The sequence below is a fragment of the Ruegeria sp. AF3 genome (assembly GCF_056536285.1).
In genome coordinates this window covers 233,271-249,688 of record NZ_JBQFJM010000002.1, presented here as the reverse complement: position 1 = coordinate 249,688, position 16,418 = coordinate 233,271, and the positions used below count along the sequence as shown (strand labels likewise).

Sequence of the window (16,418 nt, the reverse complement as noted above, 5' to 3'; positions counted from 1 at the left end):
GTCGTGTCGGTTGAGCGAACCTAGCCCACCTTAGAATGGGTGGAAGATATGTTCGCAGAGTTGGAGGCTGGATATGGCTGATGGATGCGGCTGTGATCGACACGCGCATATGTATCTGAGCGTGGATGAGGCCCTGCACCGTGGCCTGTCCGCTGCTGATCCGATCACAGAAACGGAAACGCTGCCTTTGGCCGCTGCAATAGGGCGAATATTGGCCCGCGACTGTTTCAGCAAGGTCGATATGCCCGCTTTCGACAATTCGGCAATGGATGGTTATGCGGTTCGAACCGCAGATCTTGGCGATGACGACCTGTTCCAGATGCCGGTGGAGGGTCGCATCGCAGCGGGGGACAGCGGGTCTCATGCTGCACCTGTCGGCAGCGCGGTGAGGATTTTTACCGGAGCGCCTGTTCCTTCTGATTACGACGCCATCGTCATGCAGGAAGATTGTGATGTTGTAGAGGGGCAAATTCGCTTCAGCCGCCGTCCAAAGCCCGGGCAACATATCCGGCGTGCCGGTGAAGACCTTCATGCCGGAGCGTCGATCCTGCGGCGCGGCTGCGAGATTGGCCCGCGCGAGGTGGCAGCCCTTGCATCCGCCGGGTATGGCGAGGTCGTGGTTCTCCGCAAGCTGAAGGTTGCGATCTTTTCAACCGGCAGTGAGTTGCGCCAACCGGGTGAGCCCCTTGGCCCGGGGCAGATCTATAACTCGAACCGTTACATGCTGCTTGCGCTGTTGCAGAAGCCCTGGATTGAACTCACGGACCGGGGGCAAGTTGAAGATGACCCCGAGCTTTTGAAACAGGTCTTGCTGGACGCGACTGAAACCTCTGACCTGATCATCACGACCGGTGGTGTTTCTGTCGGCGATGAAGATCATATGCCGCGTCTGTTCACCGAGATCGGTGGCGTGACGGATGTGATGAAAGTCGCAATGAAACCGGGTAAGCCCATCATGTTTGGTCGGCGTGGCCGTGCACTTTACATCGGCCTTCCGGGCAACCCGGTTTCTGCTTTTGTAACTTGGCAGATAATCGGATCGCAGATGATGGCGCGCCGTGCCGGTCTGCTCCACACCCCACAGGCAGCCGTACAGGCAGTTCTGTCGGAACCCTTGCACCGCACCGCGGGCCGTCAGGAATATCGCCCGGTTCAGATTGACAGTCATACACCGGACGGACGGCCCCGATTGCGTCTGATGGAACCGTCCTACAGTGGTCGTGTTGCTTTGCTTGCGCAAGCGGATGGATTGGCGATCATCCCGGCAGAGGTGGCGGTATACCCCGAAGGACAAGGCCTTGAACTATTGCTGTTTTAAGCCCTAAGCGCTTTTCCCGCGGCATCAAAGGGCGGTTCATGCAGGATTGTGGCCCTGTGCGGTCGCCCCAGAACCATAACCTCGACCTCATCACCTAGCTGGGCGTTTTTTACATATCCCAAGGCCAACGACATTCCGACAGTGTAGCCATAGGTGCCCGAGGTCACTCGGCCGATCCCTTCACCGTTCTTGAAGATCGGCTCGCCACCTGTTGCATCCGCGTTAGATGCTGTCACATCCGCTTCGTTCAGGTGTAGAACCACCAGGTGTTCCCGGGCCGGGTTCTGTAACACTTTCTGCGCAGCCGCCTTGTTGAGGAAGTCCTTTTCGAATTTGCAGAGGCGATCAAGACCCACTTCATGCGGCCAATATTCCGGGCTGTATTCGCGGCTCCAAGACCCATAGCCCTTTTCGACCCGCATAGACATCAGTGCCCGGCTGCCAACAGGGCCAGCCCCGAACTCTTTGCCTGCCGCAAGCAAGGCATTGTACAGCCGTGCCTGATCTTGGGTGGCGCAATGCAGCTCCCACCCCAGGTCGCCAGTAAAGGAGACGCGCAGGGCAAGAACCTGAACTCCCGCCAGCTCGATCTTGGCGGACCGCATGAACGGGAAATCTTCGGTTGCGAGCGATGTGTTGGTCAGACGTTGCAGGATGTCGCGGGACCTGGGGCCGGCCACGTTAAAGCCGCACATCGCTTCGGTTTTGCTTTCGAAAGTGGTACCTTCAGGTAGCGGAACCTGTTTGAAAAAGCGTTTGTGATACCGTTCTGCCATGCCCGAACCAATCACCCAGAACTCGTCATCAGCCACGCGGGTGACGGTAAAGTCGCCTGCAATACCGCCGCGTTTTGAAATCAGTGGGGTCAGACAGGACCGACCAACGGTTTTCGGCATGGTGTTTGCAAAGACGGCATTCAGCCAGTCTGCTGCACCCGGACCCTTGCAGACATATTTGGCGAAGTTCGAGATATCGATGATCCCGGCACGGCCGCGCAGCATCCTGCATTCTTCACCTACCGGTCCCCACCAGTTCTGACGGGTAAAGCCGTTGGTGTCTTTGGTGCCGGGCGTTGCGGCAAACCACAGCGGATGTTCCCAACCGGCGTTCAGGCCAAAAACCGCACCCATGGCTTTCTGCGCCTCATAGATCGGGCGAACCCGTGCCGGACGACCGGCGCTGCGTTCTTCATTGGGGAAATGGATCGCGAACCTATGACTGTATTGATCTGCCACGCGCGCTTTGGTGAACGCCTTGGTGGCCCAGCTGTCAAAACGCGCCAGATCCCAGGCGAACATGTCGTATTCCATTTCACCCTCGATGATCCACTGCGCCGCCATCAGGCCCATGCCGCCCGATTGCGAGAAGCCGGGGATGATCCCGTTGCAGCAGAAATAGCCGTCGACCTCAGGCACCGGCCCCATCAGAACATTTGAATCCGGCGACCAGATCATCGGGCCGTTGATGACACGCTTGATCCCGGCTTCACCAACCGCAGGCAGGCGTTCGATGGCGTTCATCATGTTCTCTTCGATCCGTTCCAGATCATCAGGGAACAGATCGTGGGCAAAATCCAGCGGCGTGCCTTCTTCGGCCCAGAACCTCATATCTTTCTCATAAGCGCCGACCAGCAGGCCGTTGCCTTCCTGACGCAGGTAATACTCGCCATCCCGGTCTGACACAGATGGCAGACGGGTGCCGTGGCTTTTCACATCAGCCATGGATTCGGTTACGAAATACTGGTGCTCTGTAGGTTGCAGCGGCAGTTCGATTCCGGCCAGTGCCGCAACCTCGCGCCCCCACAGGCCCGCTGCGTTCACCACCCAGCGTGTCCTGATGTCACCTTTTGGCGTTCTGACGATCCAGCTGCCATCCTCCTGCTGCTCGGTTGCAGTGACCGGCGTGAAACGGTGAATCTGCGCCCCGCGTTGACGTGCGCCGACCGCATAGGCGTTGGTCACGCCCGACGGGTCCACATTGCCGCCATCGGGCTCGAACATCACGCAACGGATGCCGTCGTAATTGACCAGCGGGTTTAGCTTTTGGGCTTCTTCGATGCTGATCTCATAGAAATTCATGCCATACAGTCTGGCCTTTGCGGCCTGTAGCTTCAGCTGATGTTCGCGCTCTTCTGTCTGGGCCAGGTATAGCGAGCCGGGCTGGAATACGCCGCAGCTTTGACCGGTTTCAGCTTCCAGCGCTTTATACAGGCTCATCGTGTAATGCTGGATGCGGCTGATATTGGTACTGTCGTGCAATCCGTGAATGTTGGCGGCTGCGTGCCAGGTTGACCCCGAGGTCAGCTCGTCCCGCTCCAACAGAACTACATCGGACCATCCCAGTTTGGTCAAATGATACAGGATCGAGCACCCGATCACTCCTCCGCCGATGACCACGGCCTGAGCTTCGTTTCGCATTTTGGCTATCTCGCGCGTTTTCGTTCGCGCTTGTTCTTTCATGAAGACTGACCCATCGACAATGTCGACAAAATTCGAGATCGAATGAAGTCAGCTAAACTCAAATTTGGAGAATGCCTGACGGCGCAATACGCTTAAGCAAACGAATTCGTCAGAACGTCAATCGGTGTGCGCGGCCACGTTCAAACAGCTTTAGGTTCAACTCATCTGCTTCCGGCGCGCCATATTCCAACGCAAACACAAATGCGTGGGTCAGGTAAAAACACGAGGCTTCATGATCCTGACGTTGTTCGGCCAGAGTCGCCGCTTGGTGATAAAGCCGGATCAATGCGGGTACATCTTTTTCCGTATGGGCTCGCAAGAGTTGTTTATCGAGTTCGTTCAGATCCACTGTGATCCTTTCAGCGATTTCACACCGGCTGCCCAATACTAAAGAAAAGACGGCAACGCCGTCCCGTCTATAGTGTTTGCAACCGACCTGCGATCTGGTCAGTCAGGCCTGACCAGATCGACTTTTCAGGATTGCTTACGCTTCAGCGCGGGCTTTTTCGATCTGCGTGGCCACCCAATGGTGAAAACAATGGGTCGGGCCGTCCATCGCGGGCGAGAAACGACCGCCATCGAATTTCACGCCGTGACGGCCTTTCTGCATGCCTTCAACCACAAAGACGTCTTCCTCGAACACCGTCTTCCACAGTTGCGCGTTCTTGGCACGCAGTGCTTCGTGTTCGGGCGCGTCTTCGGGTTTTTTGGCGTAGTAGAGCTCAATCCGTTCGTTCGAACGCTCATGCGTGATCGGATCGATGAGGAAAGCAAAGCCGTGGTCACGCTGAACACCCAGCAGGGTATTCGGGTAAACGACGATATATTCCGCGCCGTCAGTCCACTGCTCACTCAGGTTCTCGAAATCATCCAGCTTTTCGCCATCGTGACCCTCGAACTGGCGGTAGACATAGGTGCCCTGACCCGAATACTTGCCCAGTTCGTTGATGTTGTAGTGATCTTCCAGACGCGAATAGCTGTTCAGGCCGGGATGAACCCAAGGCAGGTGATAGCTTTCGCAGTAGTTCTCAACAGCCAGTTTCCAGTTCGAGTTCAACTCAAGATAAACCGATGCGCCAGCGCCACCGTGATACATTGGTTGATCGAATTCTTTCCAGCGTTCCATCAACTCGCCATGGACATTTTCGAATTCCGGAGCATCGCCGCTGACATTGACAAAGACAACATCCCGCCAGACATACGAGCGGATGCGGATAAGGCCCAACTCGGCGAAATCTAGATCCTCATGGGTGTTTTGCCCAGGGCCCCCGACATGAGGGGCAGTCCGCAGTTCACCATTCAAGCCATAGCACCAGCTGTGATAGGGGCAGCGGATCGCGCCGCGGATTTTTTGCGGCTTGTCGACCAAAATCATGCCGCGGTGGCGACAGGTGTTCTGGAACACGCCGATCTGACCGTCGCGATCGCGTACCATCAACAGCGGCACACCCAGGAAATCGATCGGATACGCATCTCCCGCCTCTGGAATGTCTTTGCCAAAGCCGATGCCGGACCAGTTCGCAAACAAGACCGCATCCCGTTCTTCGGCAAAAACTGCGGGATCAATATAATGCTCGTTCGGCAGACCCTTTGCGGTGTTTACCGGTGTCAGAACAGACGAAAGCGGTGCGTGCTTGTTCATCGGCCACTCCTGAGTGATTTGAATGAGTTTATCGCTGCATCCATTGGCGGCCGAGGCCGCCCACGTTCAATACTAAAAAACCTAATGGCAAATTGAGGCAGGCTAAACCGAACCTTCAGACAGTTCGGTAAGCAACCAATTCTTGAGAGCCAGCGCTCCTTCCGAAAGCTGATCGTCCGGACGACCGACAAGATAGAAATCATCCGGGGCGGGTAGGCTGAATTCCTCTAATGCGACGAGTTTCCCTGATGCGAGCATGGGCTGGACCAGACGTTTCCACCCCAGCGCAAGACCCGCCCCTTTACGCGCCACCTGAAGGGCAAGCGCATAGCTGTTCACCCGCGATTCCACCGGAACAACCCCAGAAAACCCGAGGTCGTGGAACCAGGATGACCAGGTCGTCCAGGTACTGTCCTGCGTTTCAAGATGGATCAGCCGCCGCTGCACGAGGTCTTCAAGACTGGCCCCTTTAAGGTCCGCGGCCATCTGGGGGCTGCAAACGGGTGTCAGGATATCGCGATACAGTTTCGTGTGCGTGAGTTGCGCGTTCGCGTCCCGGCCATAGCGGATGAACAAGTCGATATCCGGCCGGTCCGTGAACGCCTTGTCCTGCGCCATCTGGTTCACTTTCACGTGCGGATAATCCTGCCAGAACCGGATGACAGACGGCGACAGCCAAAGTGCGGCGACGGCAGTGGTTGACCCAACGGTTACGTGGTTCTCGACATCGTTGCTGCGAATCTTTTCAAGTACCTTTGAAATCTGCCTGAACGAAGCGCCGAGTGCCTCAAACAGGTCTTGCCCATCCTCGGTCAGTTCCACACCGCGGTGCTTTCGGACAAAAAGTGCCGCGCCCAGCTCACCTTCCAGCGCCTTAATCTGATGACTGACGGCACCCGGCGTCACGGAAAGCTCACTCGCGGCTTCCTTGAAGCTGAGATGCCGAGCGGCGGCTTCAAAGGCCGATAAAGTCGTAAGAGGGGGAAGGTTGTAGTGGCGTCGAGACATGGAGGTTTGTTGGCTTTTGAACTCTGGGTGAGCTCAATTCACCCGAATGTTAGAAATTTTGCAATTGAAATCTATCTTTTTTCCTGTTGTTTGCTGAACGACGCAGAATGTACGCCACGTGAGACCGAACAGGACAAGTGATGGATACTCAAGTCGCCCGCCTTGTGCGAAAAACGCCGCTCAGCCCCGACACCTCCGACTTCTGTTTCGAGATCGAAAGCGGGCGCTTCACCAGCCTCGAGCCCGGAGCGCATGTGGACATCCATCTTGAAGACGGTCTGATACGGCAATACTCGCTGTGGAGCTGGAGCCAGGATGGACGCCTGATCAACGTGGCCGTCAAACGCGAAGACAAGGGGCGAGGCGGTTCACTGGCGATGCATGACCTGCAAGAGGGCGCGACCGTGGAAATCGGCGGCCCCCGCAACCACTTCAAACTTGAAAGCCATGATCGGCACGTCACTTTGATCGCAGGCGGCATCGGGGCCACTCCACTGGTTGCAATGGCACGTGAGCTGCTGAACCGAGGGCAGGATTTTCGTGTCTATTATCTTGTTCGATCAAAAGAATACGCGGCGATGGATGCACAATTCCGGGCGCTTGGACTGGATGAATGGTATCATTTGCATTGTGATAACACAGACGGGGTGTTCGACCTGAGATCGGTCATGCAATCGATGCCGATGGGCGCAGACGTTTATACCTGCGGCCCTGAACCGATGCTGAATGCGGTATTGGAAGCTGGTGCCTTGCTGCGCGGCGGCGCGATACACTTTGAACGGTTTGCCGCCGCGTCGGACATTGAACACGCCCCGAACGCCGATTTCCAGATCGAGATCCAGTCGACCGGTGCGATCTATCCCGTTGGCAAGGACCAATCCATTCTGGAGGTTTTGCAGGCCAATGGTGTGCAGGTTGATTTCGGCTGCTCCGAAGGGCTTTGCGGAACCTGTATCGTTGATGTCGTTTCCGGCGAAGTTGATCATCGCGACGGTATACTTACCCCGCAAGAGCAGGAAACGCATGAGTTCCTGTGCACATGCGTTTCGCGGGCCAAGTCGGGTAAACTGGTATTGAAACTGTAGAAGGAGCCACATTCATGCCCTTTACTTGTTCTCGCTAACATCTGTTTCGAGTACCCGTGAGCGTCGTTTCAAGTTGCATATGTGTCGGAATCTTGGGTGAGCTGCCCTAACCTCTGTCATAGGTTTCCCCGAATTGAAGGGCGCAACCACTTCTTGCGAAGCTGCAACCAGGTTCAACGGCAGACAGACTTGCCACTTCGAGCCAACAGCTTTTGCAAGCGAGAACAATCCGGGAGGAAAAGAGCGGTGGGCGATCCCACATGGTGTGTGGTCTTCCCCGTAAATCTCAGCTGAGTTGCAGTCAACTCGCTGATCGTTTGGTGCATTGGGCATGTTTGTTTACGCCGTCCCGCGCGGTGCACCCCAAGCAGAAATCCAAAGAACAAGAAACGGCGAACACACGGAGGAAAACGCAATATGTCGATACCCGATCCATTCACGGACGTTGAGATAAAGACGGCGGATGCCGGTTTTTATGAAAACTACAGCGTCCCAATTGCCCTGATCAGCAAGGCCATCATGGTCGCGCTGGTTCTGTGGGCATTGGTATTCCCTGCAAATGCAAACGGCACGCTTGGCAGCCTGAACGGGCGGCTGCTTGAGCTTTTCAACAGCTTCTACATTGTCATTGTCGGGTTGTTCCTCGTTTTTCTGGCCGTTGTCGCCGCTATTCCGTCCACGGGTCGCCGTGTGATGGGAACACCCGGTGAAAAGCCCGAGTTTTCAAACTTCTCATGGTTCTCCATGATGTTCGGCGCCGGCTTGGGTGTTGGTCTGATGGTTTTTGCAACCGCAGAACCGTTGGGGCTGTGGGGTTCGAACCCCGAAGTCGTATCCGAGGCGGTCGTTGGAAATACACCCGAAGCACTGCAGTCGGCTTACCGCTATACCTTCTTGCACTACGGGTTTCACGCTTGGGCCATCTATGTGGTGACCGGTTTGTCGCTGGCATATTACGCTTATACCCGCGACATGCCTCTCACCATCCGTTCGGCGCTGACGCCTCTGTTTGGCCGCTTCGTCAATGGCTTCTTCGGCCATGTGGTTGACGTTCTGGGTGTTGTTGCGACGATCCTCGGTGTTTCCGTCACCATCGGCTATGGTGTCAGCCAGTTCATCGACGGGCTTTATGCCATCACCGGTATGGAATGGGTCATGGATCTGGGTGGCGAAGTTCCAACCCCAAGCAAAGTAGGTTTGATCGCCGGTCTGGTCATCATCATGAGTCTGTCGATTATTTCGGCCGTATCAGGCGTTGGTCGTGGTGTTAAATACCTGTCGAACCTGAACCTCGTATTGTCGATCATCCTGTTGGGCACATTTATCGTCTTCGGCTCGTTCGTCTTTGCCATGACCACTTATGGCACGGCAATGGTCGACTATATCCTGCATATCCTGTCGCTCAGCTTCAACGCCTATGGTCCATTGTCAGTTGAAGCCTTCGCTGCGGCTTTGCCTGCCGAAGCACAAGCCCATGCCAATGATTTGATGGGCGGAGCCACCAATGCGTGGGGCAGCTTTGACGGTTTCAAGAGCGGCCTGGAAGGGGCTGCAGCCGAGTTGGATGAAGCAACCCTGGCAGCCGTTTATGCGGCGGGTGAGCAGGGGCGTCAGTTCGGCTGGCAGTCGGGTTGGACCACGTTCTACTGGGCCTGGTGGATCGCGTTCTCGCCCTTCGTGGGCCTGTTCCTCGCGCGCATTTCGAAAGGACGCTCTGTCCGCGAGTTCATCGTAGGCTGTGTGTTCGCCCCGGCTTTGGTGTGCTTTGCGTGGATGACTGTTCTGGGAGGAACTGCGATTGATCTGGAACTGGCAGGCGCTGCAGAAGGTGCAATCATCGGCGCATCGAACACCAACAAGCTGTTCGTGACACTATCTTACATGATTGACGGTGGTCTGCTGTCAATGTTGAACGTGATGTGCGTGATCCTGATCATGACATTCCTCGTCACGTCGGCAGACTCGGGCATTCTCGTGATGAACACCATCATGTCGGGTGGCAGCCAGGAGACGGGCATCAAGCACCGCATCATCTGGGGTGTCATCCTGACGGCTGTGATCGGCGCTCTGATCCTCGCAGCCGGTGAAAACAACCCGATGGATGCGCTGCGAAACGCGATGATCATCGGTGCATTGCCCTTTACTGCTGTGATGGGTCTGATGTGTATTGCTCTGGCCAAAGCTTTGTTCCGCGACAGCCAGCGTGACAAACACGCCGCTACAGGTGCACAAGCCGCCGAATAAAGCGAAAGCTTAGTTTATGACTTGATCAGGCCGCCCGGAAATGGGCGGCCTGATTTCATTTTGCGCAGACACTGGCCACGACCCTCAAACAACGGAAAAGTGCTGGCCAGCCCGACCTTGGTGAGACATCAAAACCATATCTCAACGAAAAAGCCCCAGTAAAAACCGGGGCTTTTGAGCATCTTGTCGTGAAATGCCTACATGCAGGCTTCCACGGCGCGTTTGGTCATGACCGACACAAGATGCGCCCGGTATTTCTTGCTGCCATGTAAATCAGCGATCATGTTGGCGGGGTTAATCCGAAGGTCCATCAAGGCGTCCGGGCGAAACTCCTTGTTCAGCGCCTGCTCGGCTTCGCTCCAACGGAAGACGCCATCCTCACTTGCGCCGGTCACCGCCACGCGCACGCCGTCCGTGAAACGGGCCAGATATACCCCAACAAGTGCAAACCGCGATGCTGGTTGCAGGAATTTTTGATAGCTTGCCGCCTGCGGAACCGGAAAGCGGATCGAGGTGATGATCTCTCCTTCATCCAGGGCTGTGGTGAACATGCCCTGAAAAAAGTCATCTGCCGCAATTTGACGCGCGTTGGTCACCACGGTTGCGCCCGATCCCAGCACACCCGCCGGATAGCAGGCAGCCGGGTCATTGTTCGCAACCGAACCACCGATGGTTCCGCGATTGCGCACTGCCGGGTCGCCAATTTGTCCAGCCAATGCCGCCAGCGCGGGATAAGATCCTGCAGCGTCGCGAGCAACGACAGCGTGAGGTGTTGCACCCCCAACAGAGACCGAGCCGTCATCATCAACGCAGACGCCTTGCATCTCGGCAATGCCGCCCATCGACACCAGTTTGGACGGAGCCGCCAATCGCTGTTTCAATGTCGGGATCAGGGTTTGCCCGCCTCCCAACGCCTGCGCATCCTCTGCTGCCAATGCTGCAACCGCGTCAGCAATGGTCGAGGGCTTCTCAAACTCGAAATTGTACATTTCGTTCTTCCTTTCCGAAAGGCGCTGATCCGCCCTTCATCTGGCTATAAATATCCCAGGGAGCGCGAGGGGCTGGCCCCTCGCACCCCAACCTCTCAACCATGCATCGCAGTCCAAACGCGTGACGGGCTCATCGGCATGTCGATATGATCAACAGCCTTTCCGCCCGAATTCAGTGCGTCCAGAACCGCGTTTACCACCGCCGGCGGCGAACCGATCGCTCCGGCCTCGCCGCAACCCTTCACACCAAGCGGATTGTGTGTACAGGGTGTTTGGCTTGAATGATCGACGCTGTAGAACGGGACGTCATCAGCGCGTGGCATCGCGTAGTCCATGAAGGACGCGCTCAGCAGTTGGCCATTCTCGTCATAGGCACAGTTTTCAAGCAAGGCCTGACCGATGCCCTGACCAATACCGCCATGCACTTGTCCATCAACGATCATCGGATTGACGATATTGCCAAAGTCATCCGCAGCCGTGAACTTCTCAATCGTGACCTGACCTGTGTCCGGATCAACCTCGACCTCACATGCATAAGCCCCTGCCGGGAAAGTAAAGTTGGCCGGGTCATAAAACGCGGTTTCTTCCAGTCCCGGTTCAACTTCCAGCGGATAGTTGTGCGGGACATAAGCCGTGAGGGTCACATCCCCCCATGCCACCGACTTGTCGGTCCCCGCAACACTGAACTGACCGTCCTTCAGCTCGATATCCGCCTCGGACGCTTCCAACAGGTGGGCGGCGATCTTCTTGGCCTTGTCGATCACTTTTTCGGTCGCCTTAACCATCGCCGAGCCGCAGACCGCCAGCGAGCGTGAGCCATAGGTGCCCATGCCGAACGGGATCTTCGAGGTGTCACCATGCACGATCTCGACCATCGACTCGTCGATGCCGATCATGTCGGCCACAACCTGCGGGAAGGCCGTCTCATGCCCCTGACCATGGCTGTGCGCGCCGACCATGACGCTGATCGAACCGGTGGCATTAACCCGAACGGTCGCGGCATCATAAAGACCCGCCCGGGCCCCCAGCATGCCAACGATGTTCGACGGCGCGATACCGCAGGCCTCGATATAGCAGTTGACACCCAGGCCCCGCAGCTTTCCGTTGGCCTCGCTTTTTACACGGCGGGCGGCAAAGCCTGCCAGATCGGCAGCAGCCTCAAGCTTGTCCATTGTCCCGTTGTAGTCCCCGGTGTCGTAAGTCAGCGCCACTGGCGTGTCATAGGGGAACTGCGTGACAAAGTTCTGGCGACGCAGGGCGATCGGATCCACACCCAACTCGCGGGCGGCCTTGTCGATGACACGTTCCAGCTGGAAGGTTGCTTCGGGGCGGCCAGCGCCGCGATAGGCATCCACCGGCACCGTGTTCGTGAACATCGCCTTCACATTTACCTGAATGACCGGGGTCTTATAGTTGCCCGCCATCAGCGTCCCGTGCAGCCACGTCGGCACCGAGCTGGAGAAGGTCGAAAGATAAGCGCCCAGATTGGCGTAGGTGTTGGTCCGCAGGCCGATGAAGTTGTTATCCGCATCCAGAGCCAGCTCAATCGTGCTGACATGGTCACGACCCTGCGCATCCGACATGAACGCCTCGGACCGGCTGGCGGTCCACTTGACGGGGCGGTTGCAGGCCTTGGCGGCAAAGGTGCAGAACGCTTCTTCCGCATAGTGGAATATCTTGGTGCCAAATCCACCACCCACATCCGGGGCCACGACGCGGACTTTATGTTCCGGCAAACCCAGAACGAAGGCGCACATCAACAAGCGGATGACATGCGGGTTCTGCGAAGTGGTATAGAGCGTATATTCATCCGTGCCCCGGCTGTATTCCGCCACGGCCACGCGCGGTTCCATCGGGTTGGCGACCAGCCGGTTGTTCACCAGATCCAGCTTGGTAACGTGCGCCGCGTTGGCAAAGACGTCGTTCACCTTTGCGTCGTCGGCCTCACCCAGCTGCCAGTCGTAGCAGATGTTGTTTTTCAGATCGTCATGAACCAGCGTCGCGCCTTCCTGCGCGGCGGATTTCATGTCGATCACGGCGGGCAGTTCCTCGATATCCAGATCAATAGCCTCAGCCGCGTCACGGGCCTGTTCCAGGCTGTCAGCCACCACGGCGGCAATGGGATCGCCCACATGGCGCACCTTGCCCTGTGCTAGAATGGGATGTGGCGGTTCCTGCATCGGTGCGCCGTGCTTGTCGGTCACTTCCCAGCCACAGGGCATTCCGCCCACGCCTTCAAAGTCTTTGCCGGTGAATATCCTGACCACGCCGGGCATACCCTCGGCCGTTGATGTATCCACAGAATTGATCCGCCCATGCGCGATGTCGGACCGCAGGAAATATACGTAAGCCTGGCCACGTACATTGATGTCGTCGGTGTAGTTGCCTGCTCCGGTCAGAAAGCGGACGTCCTCGCGCCGCTTGGAGCTGGCTCCGATGCCACTGTCTTTGGGCATTGCTTGTTCTCCTCCCATAAACGGATGCTGTTGCACCCTTCACTTGTCCCACGGGCGCAACATTTACGCCCGCAGCGGCATCATTCCGCGGCGATACTGCCGACGTCCTGGCCAGAGGCGGCCATGATCGCCTTGACGATATTGTGGTACCCTGTGCAGCGGCACAGGTTGCCTTCCAGGTATTTCCGGATTTCGGCCTCAGATGGGCGAGGGTTGTCTTTCAGCAGCGCTGCGGCGCTCATCACCATACCCGGTGTACAGAACCCGCATTGAAGGCCGTGATGATCCTGAAAGGCTTGCTGGATCACGTTCAGCGAACCGTCCGCATTTGCCTGACCTTCGATGGTGCCAACATCAGCGCCGTCGGCTTCGACCGCCAACATATTGCACGACTTCACGGCCTGGCCGTTCACATGTACAACGCAAGCGCCGCACTGGGCCGTATCACAGCCGACATGCGTGCCCGTCAATGACAGTTGCTCGCGCAGAAAGCCGGACAGTAATGTCCGGCCCTCAACCTCGCCGCATACGGCCTTGCCGTTCACGGTCATAGAAATTTTCATGACTTTCTCCTCCCTGAATTCCAACGGTTCAACCGCCCAATACGCGCTTGAACCAACCTTTTTTTGCTTCGCCGCCTTTATCCTCGGCCGAAGGTTCGGCTTGAACCTGATCCGATGTTTCCGGATCGGGCGTTTTTTCCGGTTCGACCGCGTTCTGAAAGTTTTCAAAGAACCGGTCGGCCATTTTTCTGGCGACGCCATCAATGACTCGGCTGCCAAGCTGGGCCAGCTTGCCACCGACACGTGCGTCGACGGTATAGGTCAGCAGAGTACCTTCGGGCACATCAGACAAACTGACATCGGCCGCACCCTTGGCAAAACCCGCAGCCCCACCCTTACCTTCACCCGAGAGCTTCACGCTTTCAAGCGTTACGATATCAGAAAGGGTAACAGCCCCTTTGAAGGTCGCTTTGACGGGGCCAACTTTCTGCACCACCGTCGCTTCGAACCCGTCATCGACCGAGCCCGTCATTTCCTGACATCCCGGAACGCATTCTTTCAGAACCTCAACCGACAATAGCGCGTCCCAGACCTTGGATCGCGGCGCGGCGATGACGCGGCTGTCACTAAGCTCCATTTCTCTTCTCCAGGTGTTTTTGCTTACGCTACGCGGTGTTATTCGCCCTGCCTATTAGACCTTGGGTGTAGGTGTCGCCGCGCCGATCTTATGTACGACTTTGGGCCAGTAGGCGCAGATTACTTTCGTTGTTAGAATTGGGTAAGCTGGGGACAATCTGATTGAAAAAAGGCAATACCAAATGCTTGCTGACTCTATTGTAAGGTCTGGCTTCGAGAAAGTGCTGATCGTCGATGACCACCCCCTGTTTTGCGACGCGCTGTCGATGACCTTGCAAAGCGTGGCGCAGATCGGCGAAATCCATACCGCAGACCGACTGGAAGGCGCGATGGAACTTCTATCAGGGGGGCTGAAACCGGACGCGGTCATGCTGGACCTCAACCTGCCGGATGTGGAAGGGCTGGACGGCCTTGTCCGTCTGAAGGCTGCTGCGAATGCCCCGGTTATTGTGGTGTCCTCGATGACGGATAATCGCGTTGTCAGTCAGGTGATTCAGGCGGGTGCATCGGGTTATGTACCCAAGCATAGCCAACGCGATGTGTTTCGCCTGGCATTCGAGACAGTGCATTCCGGCAAAGTTTTTGTGCCCGAAGGATGCGTTCTGATCAATGTTGAAGAGGATGAACACGCCGGCGCGGTCAATCGGCTTGCGACACTGACAAATCAGCAAGCCCGCATCCTGCAACTGATCTGCGAAGGTAAACTGAACAAGCAGATTGCCTATGACCTGTCCATTGCGGAACCCACGGTCAAAGCGCATGTCACGGCAATCATGCGGAAACTGGGTGTGCAAAGCCGGACGCAAGCCGTTCTGATTGCAAAGAAAGCTTCGTTTGCCAGCGTCTTGCAAGACCAAGGCTAAGCGTCATACTCTCACCACATCGTCGCGCTTTAGGGAGGAGGCTCGATGGACCAAGCAGTCGGGTGGGCGACAGCCCGGACCGGTGCAACAGGCATCGTCAAAACGGCTTTCGTGCGTTACGACACCGGGCAGGCGCTTGGGGTGCTCGAACGTCAAATCGGGGCTGAGCCACTTGCGCTGGTGATATTGTTCGTCAGTCCGAACGCGGACGCCGCTGCGGTCATTGCCAAAGCCGAGCAGGTGTTTGCGCCTACGCCGGTGGTTGGCTGCACCACCGCCGGAGAACTTGCGGATAGCGGTTATTGCGAAGACCAGATCGTCGCAATCGGCCTCCCGCAATCCCATTTCGACACGCGTACGGTCCTAGTTTCCGATCTGAACGATTTTGAGGCGGAAAGCATCATCAACGAGATGATCCACAACCGAAATGCCATGATGGTCACGGCGCCCGACTGGAGCCATGAGTTTACGTTCCTGATGATCGACGGATTGTCGACCAAAGAGGATGCGTTGACCTCCGAGTTGGCCGTCGGCTTGGGGCCGGTGCCATTGTTTGGCGGATCGGCCGGTGATGGAACCCGGTTCGGGCGTACCTATGTGCTGCATCAGGGCAAGGCACTGAGCAATGCTGCCATACTGACTCAGGTTCGTACGCGGTGCCCGATCAAGGTGTTCAAAACTGATCATCTGGTTCCAACGACCCGGCGTATGGTCGTAACCAAGGCGGATCCGGCAAAACGCATCGTTGAGGAGATCAATGCCGAGCCCGCCGCCCGCGAGTACGCCCGTATCCTTGGCAAGGATCCGGAACAACTGACGACATTCACCTTTGCGGCGCACCCCGTTGTTGTGCAGATTGGTGGGCAGCATCACGTCCGCGCCATTCAGCAGGTGGCGGGCAACGGGGACCTTGTCTTTTTCTCGGCCATTGATGAAGGGCTTGTGCTGACGCTGGCCGAACCAAGGGACATGGTAGAGCACCTTGAGGAAGAAATCGGCCTTCTGACCGAGAAACGGCAACCCGACACAATTCTGGGCTGTGATTGCATTCTCCGCCGACTGGAAGCGCAGGAAAAGCAAAAGACACGCGAAATCTCGGACATTCTGGCCCGCAATCACGTTGTCGGATTTTCAACTTACGGAGAGCAGTACAACTCTATCCATGTGAACCAAACTCTGACGGGTGTTGCGATTTATCCGCCCGAGAAAGAGTAA

13 protein-coding genes are annotated in these 16,418 nt (G+C 56.8%); 5 read left to right on the top strand and 8 right to left on the bottom strand.

Annotated elements, in window-relative coordinates:
- Positions 1-73: 73 nt before the first annotated feature.
- Positions 74-1,318, top strand: a complete 1,245-nt coding sequence (locus tag ACR3FC_RS17755) for a molybdopterin molybdotransferase MoeA (RefSeq protein WP_480477345.1) — start codon at positions 74-76, stop codon at positions 1,316-1,318.
- Here ACR3FC_RS17755 and ACR3FC_RS17750 read toward each other — a convergent pair.
- The 4 genes from ACR3FC_RS17750 to ACR3FC_RS17735 form a co-directional block, all read right to left on the bottom strand.
- Complete coding sequence (locus ACR3FC_RS17750) at positions 1,315-3,735, bottom strand: GcvT family protein (RefSeq protein WP_480477343.1); 2,421 nt, start codon at positions 3,733-3,735, stop codon at positions 1,315-1,317. The genes ACR3FC_RS17755 and ACR3FC_RS17750 overlap by 4 nt on opposite strands.
- 151 nt (positions 3,736-3,886) lie before the next feature.
- Positions 3,887-4,126, bottom strand: a complete 240-nt coding sequence (locus tag ACR3FC_RS17745; RefSeq protein ID WP_480477341.1) for a hypothetical protein — start codon at positions 4,124-4,126, stop codon at positions 3,887-3,889.
- Positions 4,127-4,261: 135 nt separating this feature from the next.
- Entirely contained in the window at positions 4,262-5,419 is a 1,158-nt protein-coding gene (locus ACR3FC_RS17740) for an aromatic ring-hydroxylating oxygenase subunit alpha (protein ID WP_480477339.1), read from the bottom strand.
- A gap of 102 nt (positions 5,420-5,521) precedes the next feature.
- On the bottom strand, positions 5,522-6,427 hold the full coding sequence (locus tag ACR3FC_RS17735; RefSeq protein ID WP_480477337.1) for a LysR substrate-binding domain-containing protein: 906 nt from the start codon (positions 6,425-6,427) through the stop codon (positions 5,522-5,524).
- Between the two features lie 140 nt (positions 6,428-6,567).
- Between ACR3FC_RS17735 and ACR3FC_RS17730 the strand changes: the two genes are divergently transcribed.
- On the top strand, positions 6,568-7,512 hold the full coding sequence (locus ACR3FC_RS17730) for a PDR/VanB family oxidoreductase (protein WP_480477335.1): 945 nt from the start codon (positions 6,568-6,570) through the stop codon (positions 7,510-7,512).
- Between the two features lie 417 nt (positions 7,513-7,929).
- A complete protein-coding gene (locus ACR3FC_RS17725) occupies positions 7,930-9,756 on the top strand; it encodes a BCCT family transporter (RefSeq protein ID WP_480477333.1) in 1,827 nt (608 codons plus the stop codon).
- 197 nt (positions 9,757-9,953) lie between these two features.
- Here the strand turns inward: ACR3FC_RS17725 and ACR3FC_RS17720 are convergent, their stop codons facing one another.
- The 4 genes from ACR3FC_RS17720 to ACR3FC_RS17705 all read right to left on the bottom strand — a co-directional run bounded on the left by ACR3FC_RS17720 (position 9,954) and on the right by ACR3FC_RS17705 (position 14,341).
- The gene (locus ACR3FC_RS17720; protein ID WP_480477331.1) at positions 9,954-10,745 is read right to left on the bottom strand and encodes an FAD binding domain-containing protein; all 792 of its coding nucleotides are present in this window, start codon (positions 10,743-10,745) and stop codon (positions 9,954-9,956) included.
- Positions 10,746-10,840: 95 nt separating this feature from the next.
- Positions 10,841-13,201 (bottom strand): xanthine dehydrogenase family protein molybdopterin-binding subunit, encoded by a 2,361-nt coding sequence (locus tag ACR3FC_RS17715; protein WP_480477329.1) that lies wholly within the window; start codon positions 13,199-13,201, stop codon positions 10,841-10,843.
- Positions 13,202-13,281: 80 nt separating this feature from the next.
- Positions 13,282-13,764, bottom strand: a complete 483-nt coding sequence (locus ACR3FC_RS17710) for a (2Fe-2S)-binding protein (RefSeq protein WP_480477327.1) — start codon at positions 13,762-13,764, stop codon at positions 13,282-13,284.
- A gap of 28 nt (positions 13,765-13,792) precedes the next feature.
- The gene (locus ACR3FC_RS17705; RefSeq protein WP_480477325.1) at positions 13,793-14,341 is read right to left on the bottom strand and encodes an SRPBCC family protein; all 549 of its coding nucleotides are present in this window, start codon (positions 14,339-14,341) and stop codon (positions 13,793-13,795) included.
- Positions 14,342-14,522: 181 nt separating this feature from the next.
- Between ACR3FC_RS17705 and ACR3FC_RS17700 the strand changes: the two genes are divergently transcribed.
- On the top strand, positions 14,523-15,203 hold the full coding sequence (locus ACR3FC_RS17700; RefSeq protein WP_480477323.1) for a response regulator: 681 nt from the start codon (positions 14,523-14,525) through the stop codon (positions 15,201-15,203).
- A 45-nt stretch (positions 15,204-15,248) separates the two neighbouring features.
- A complete protein-coding gene (locus ACR3FC_RS17695) occupies positions 15,249-16,418 on the top strand; it encodes an FIST N-terminal domain-containing protein (RefSeq protein WP_480477321.1) in 1,170 nt (389 codons plus the stop codon).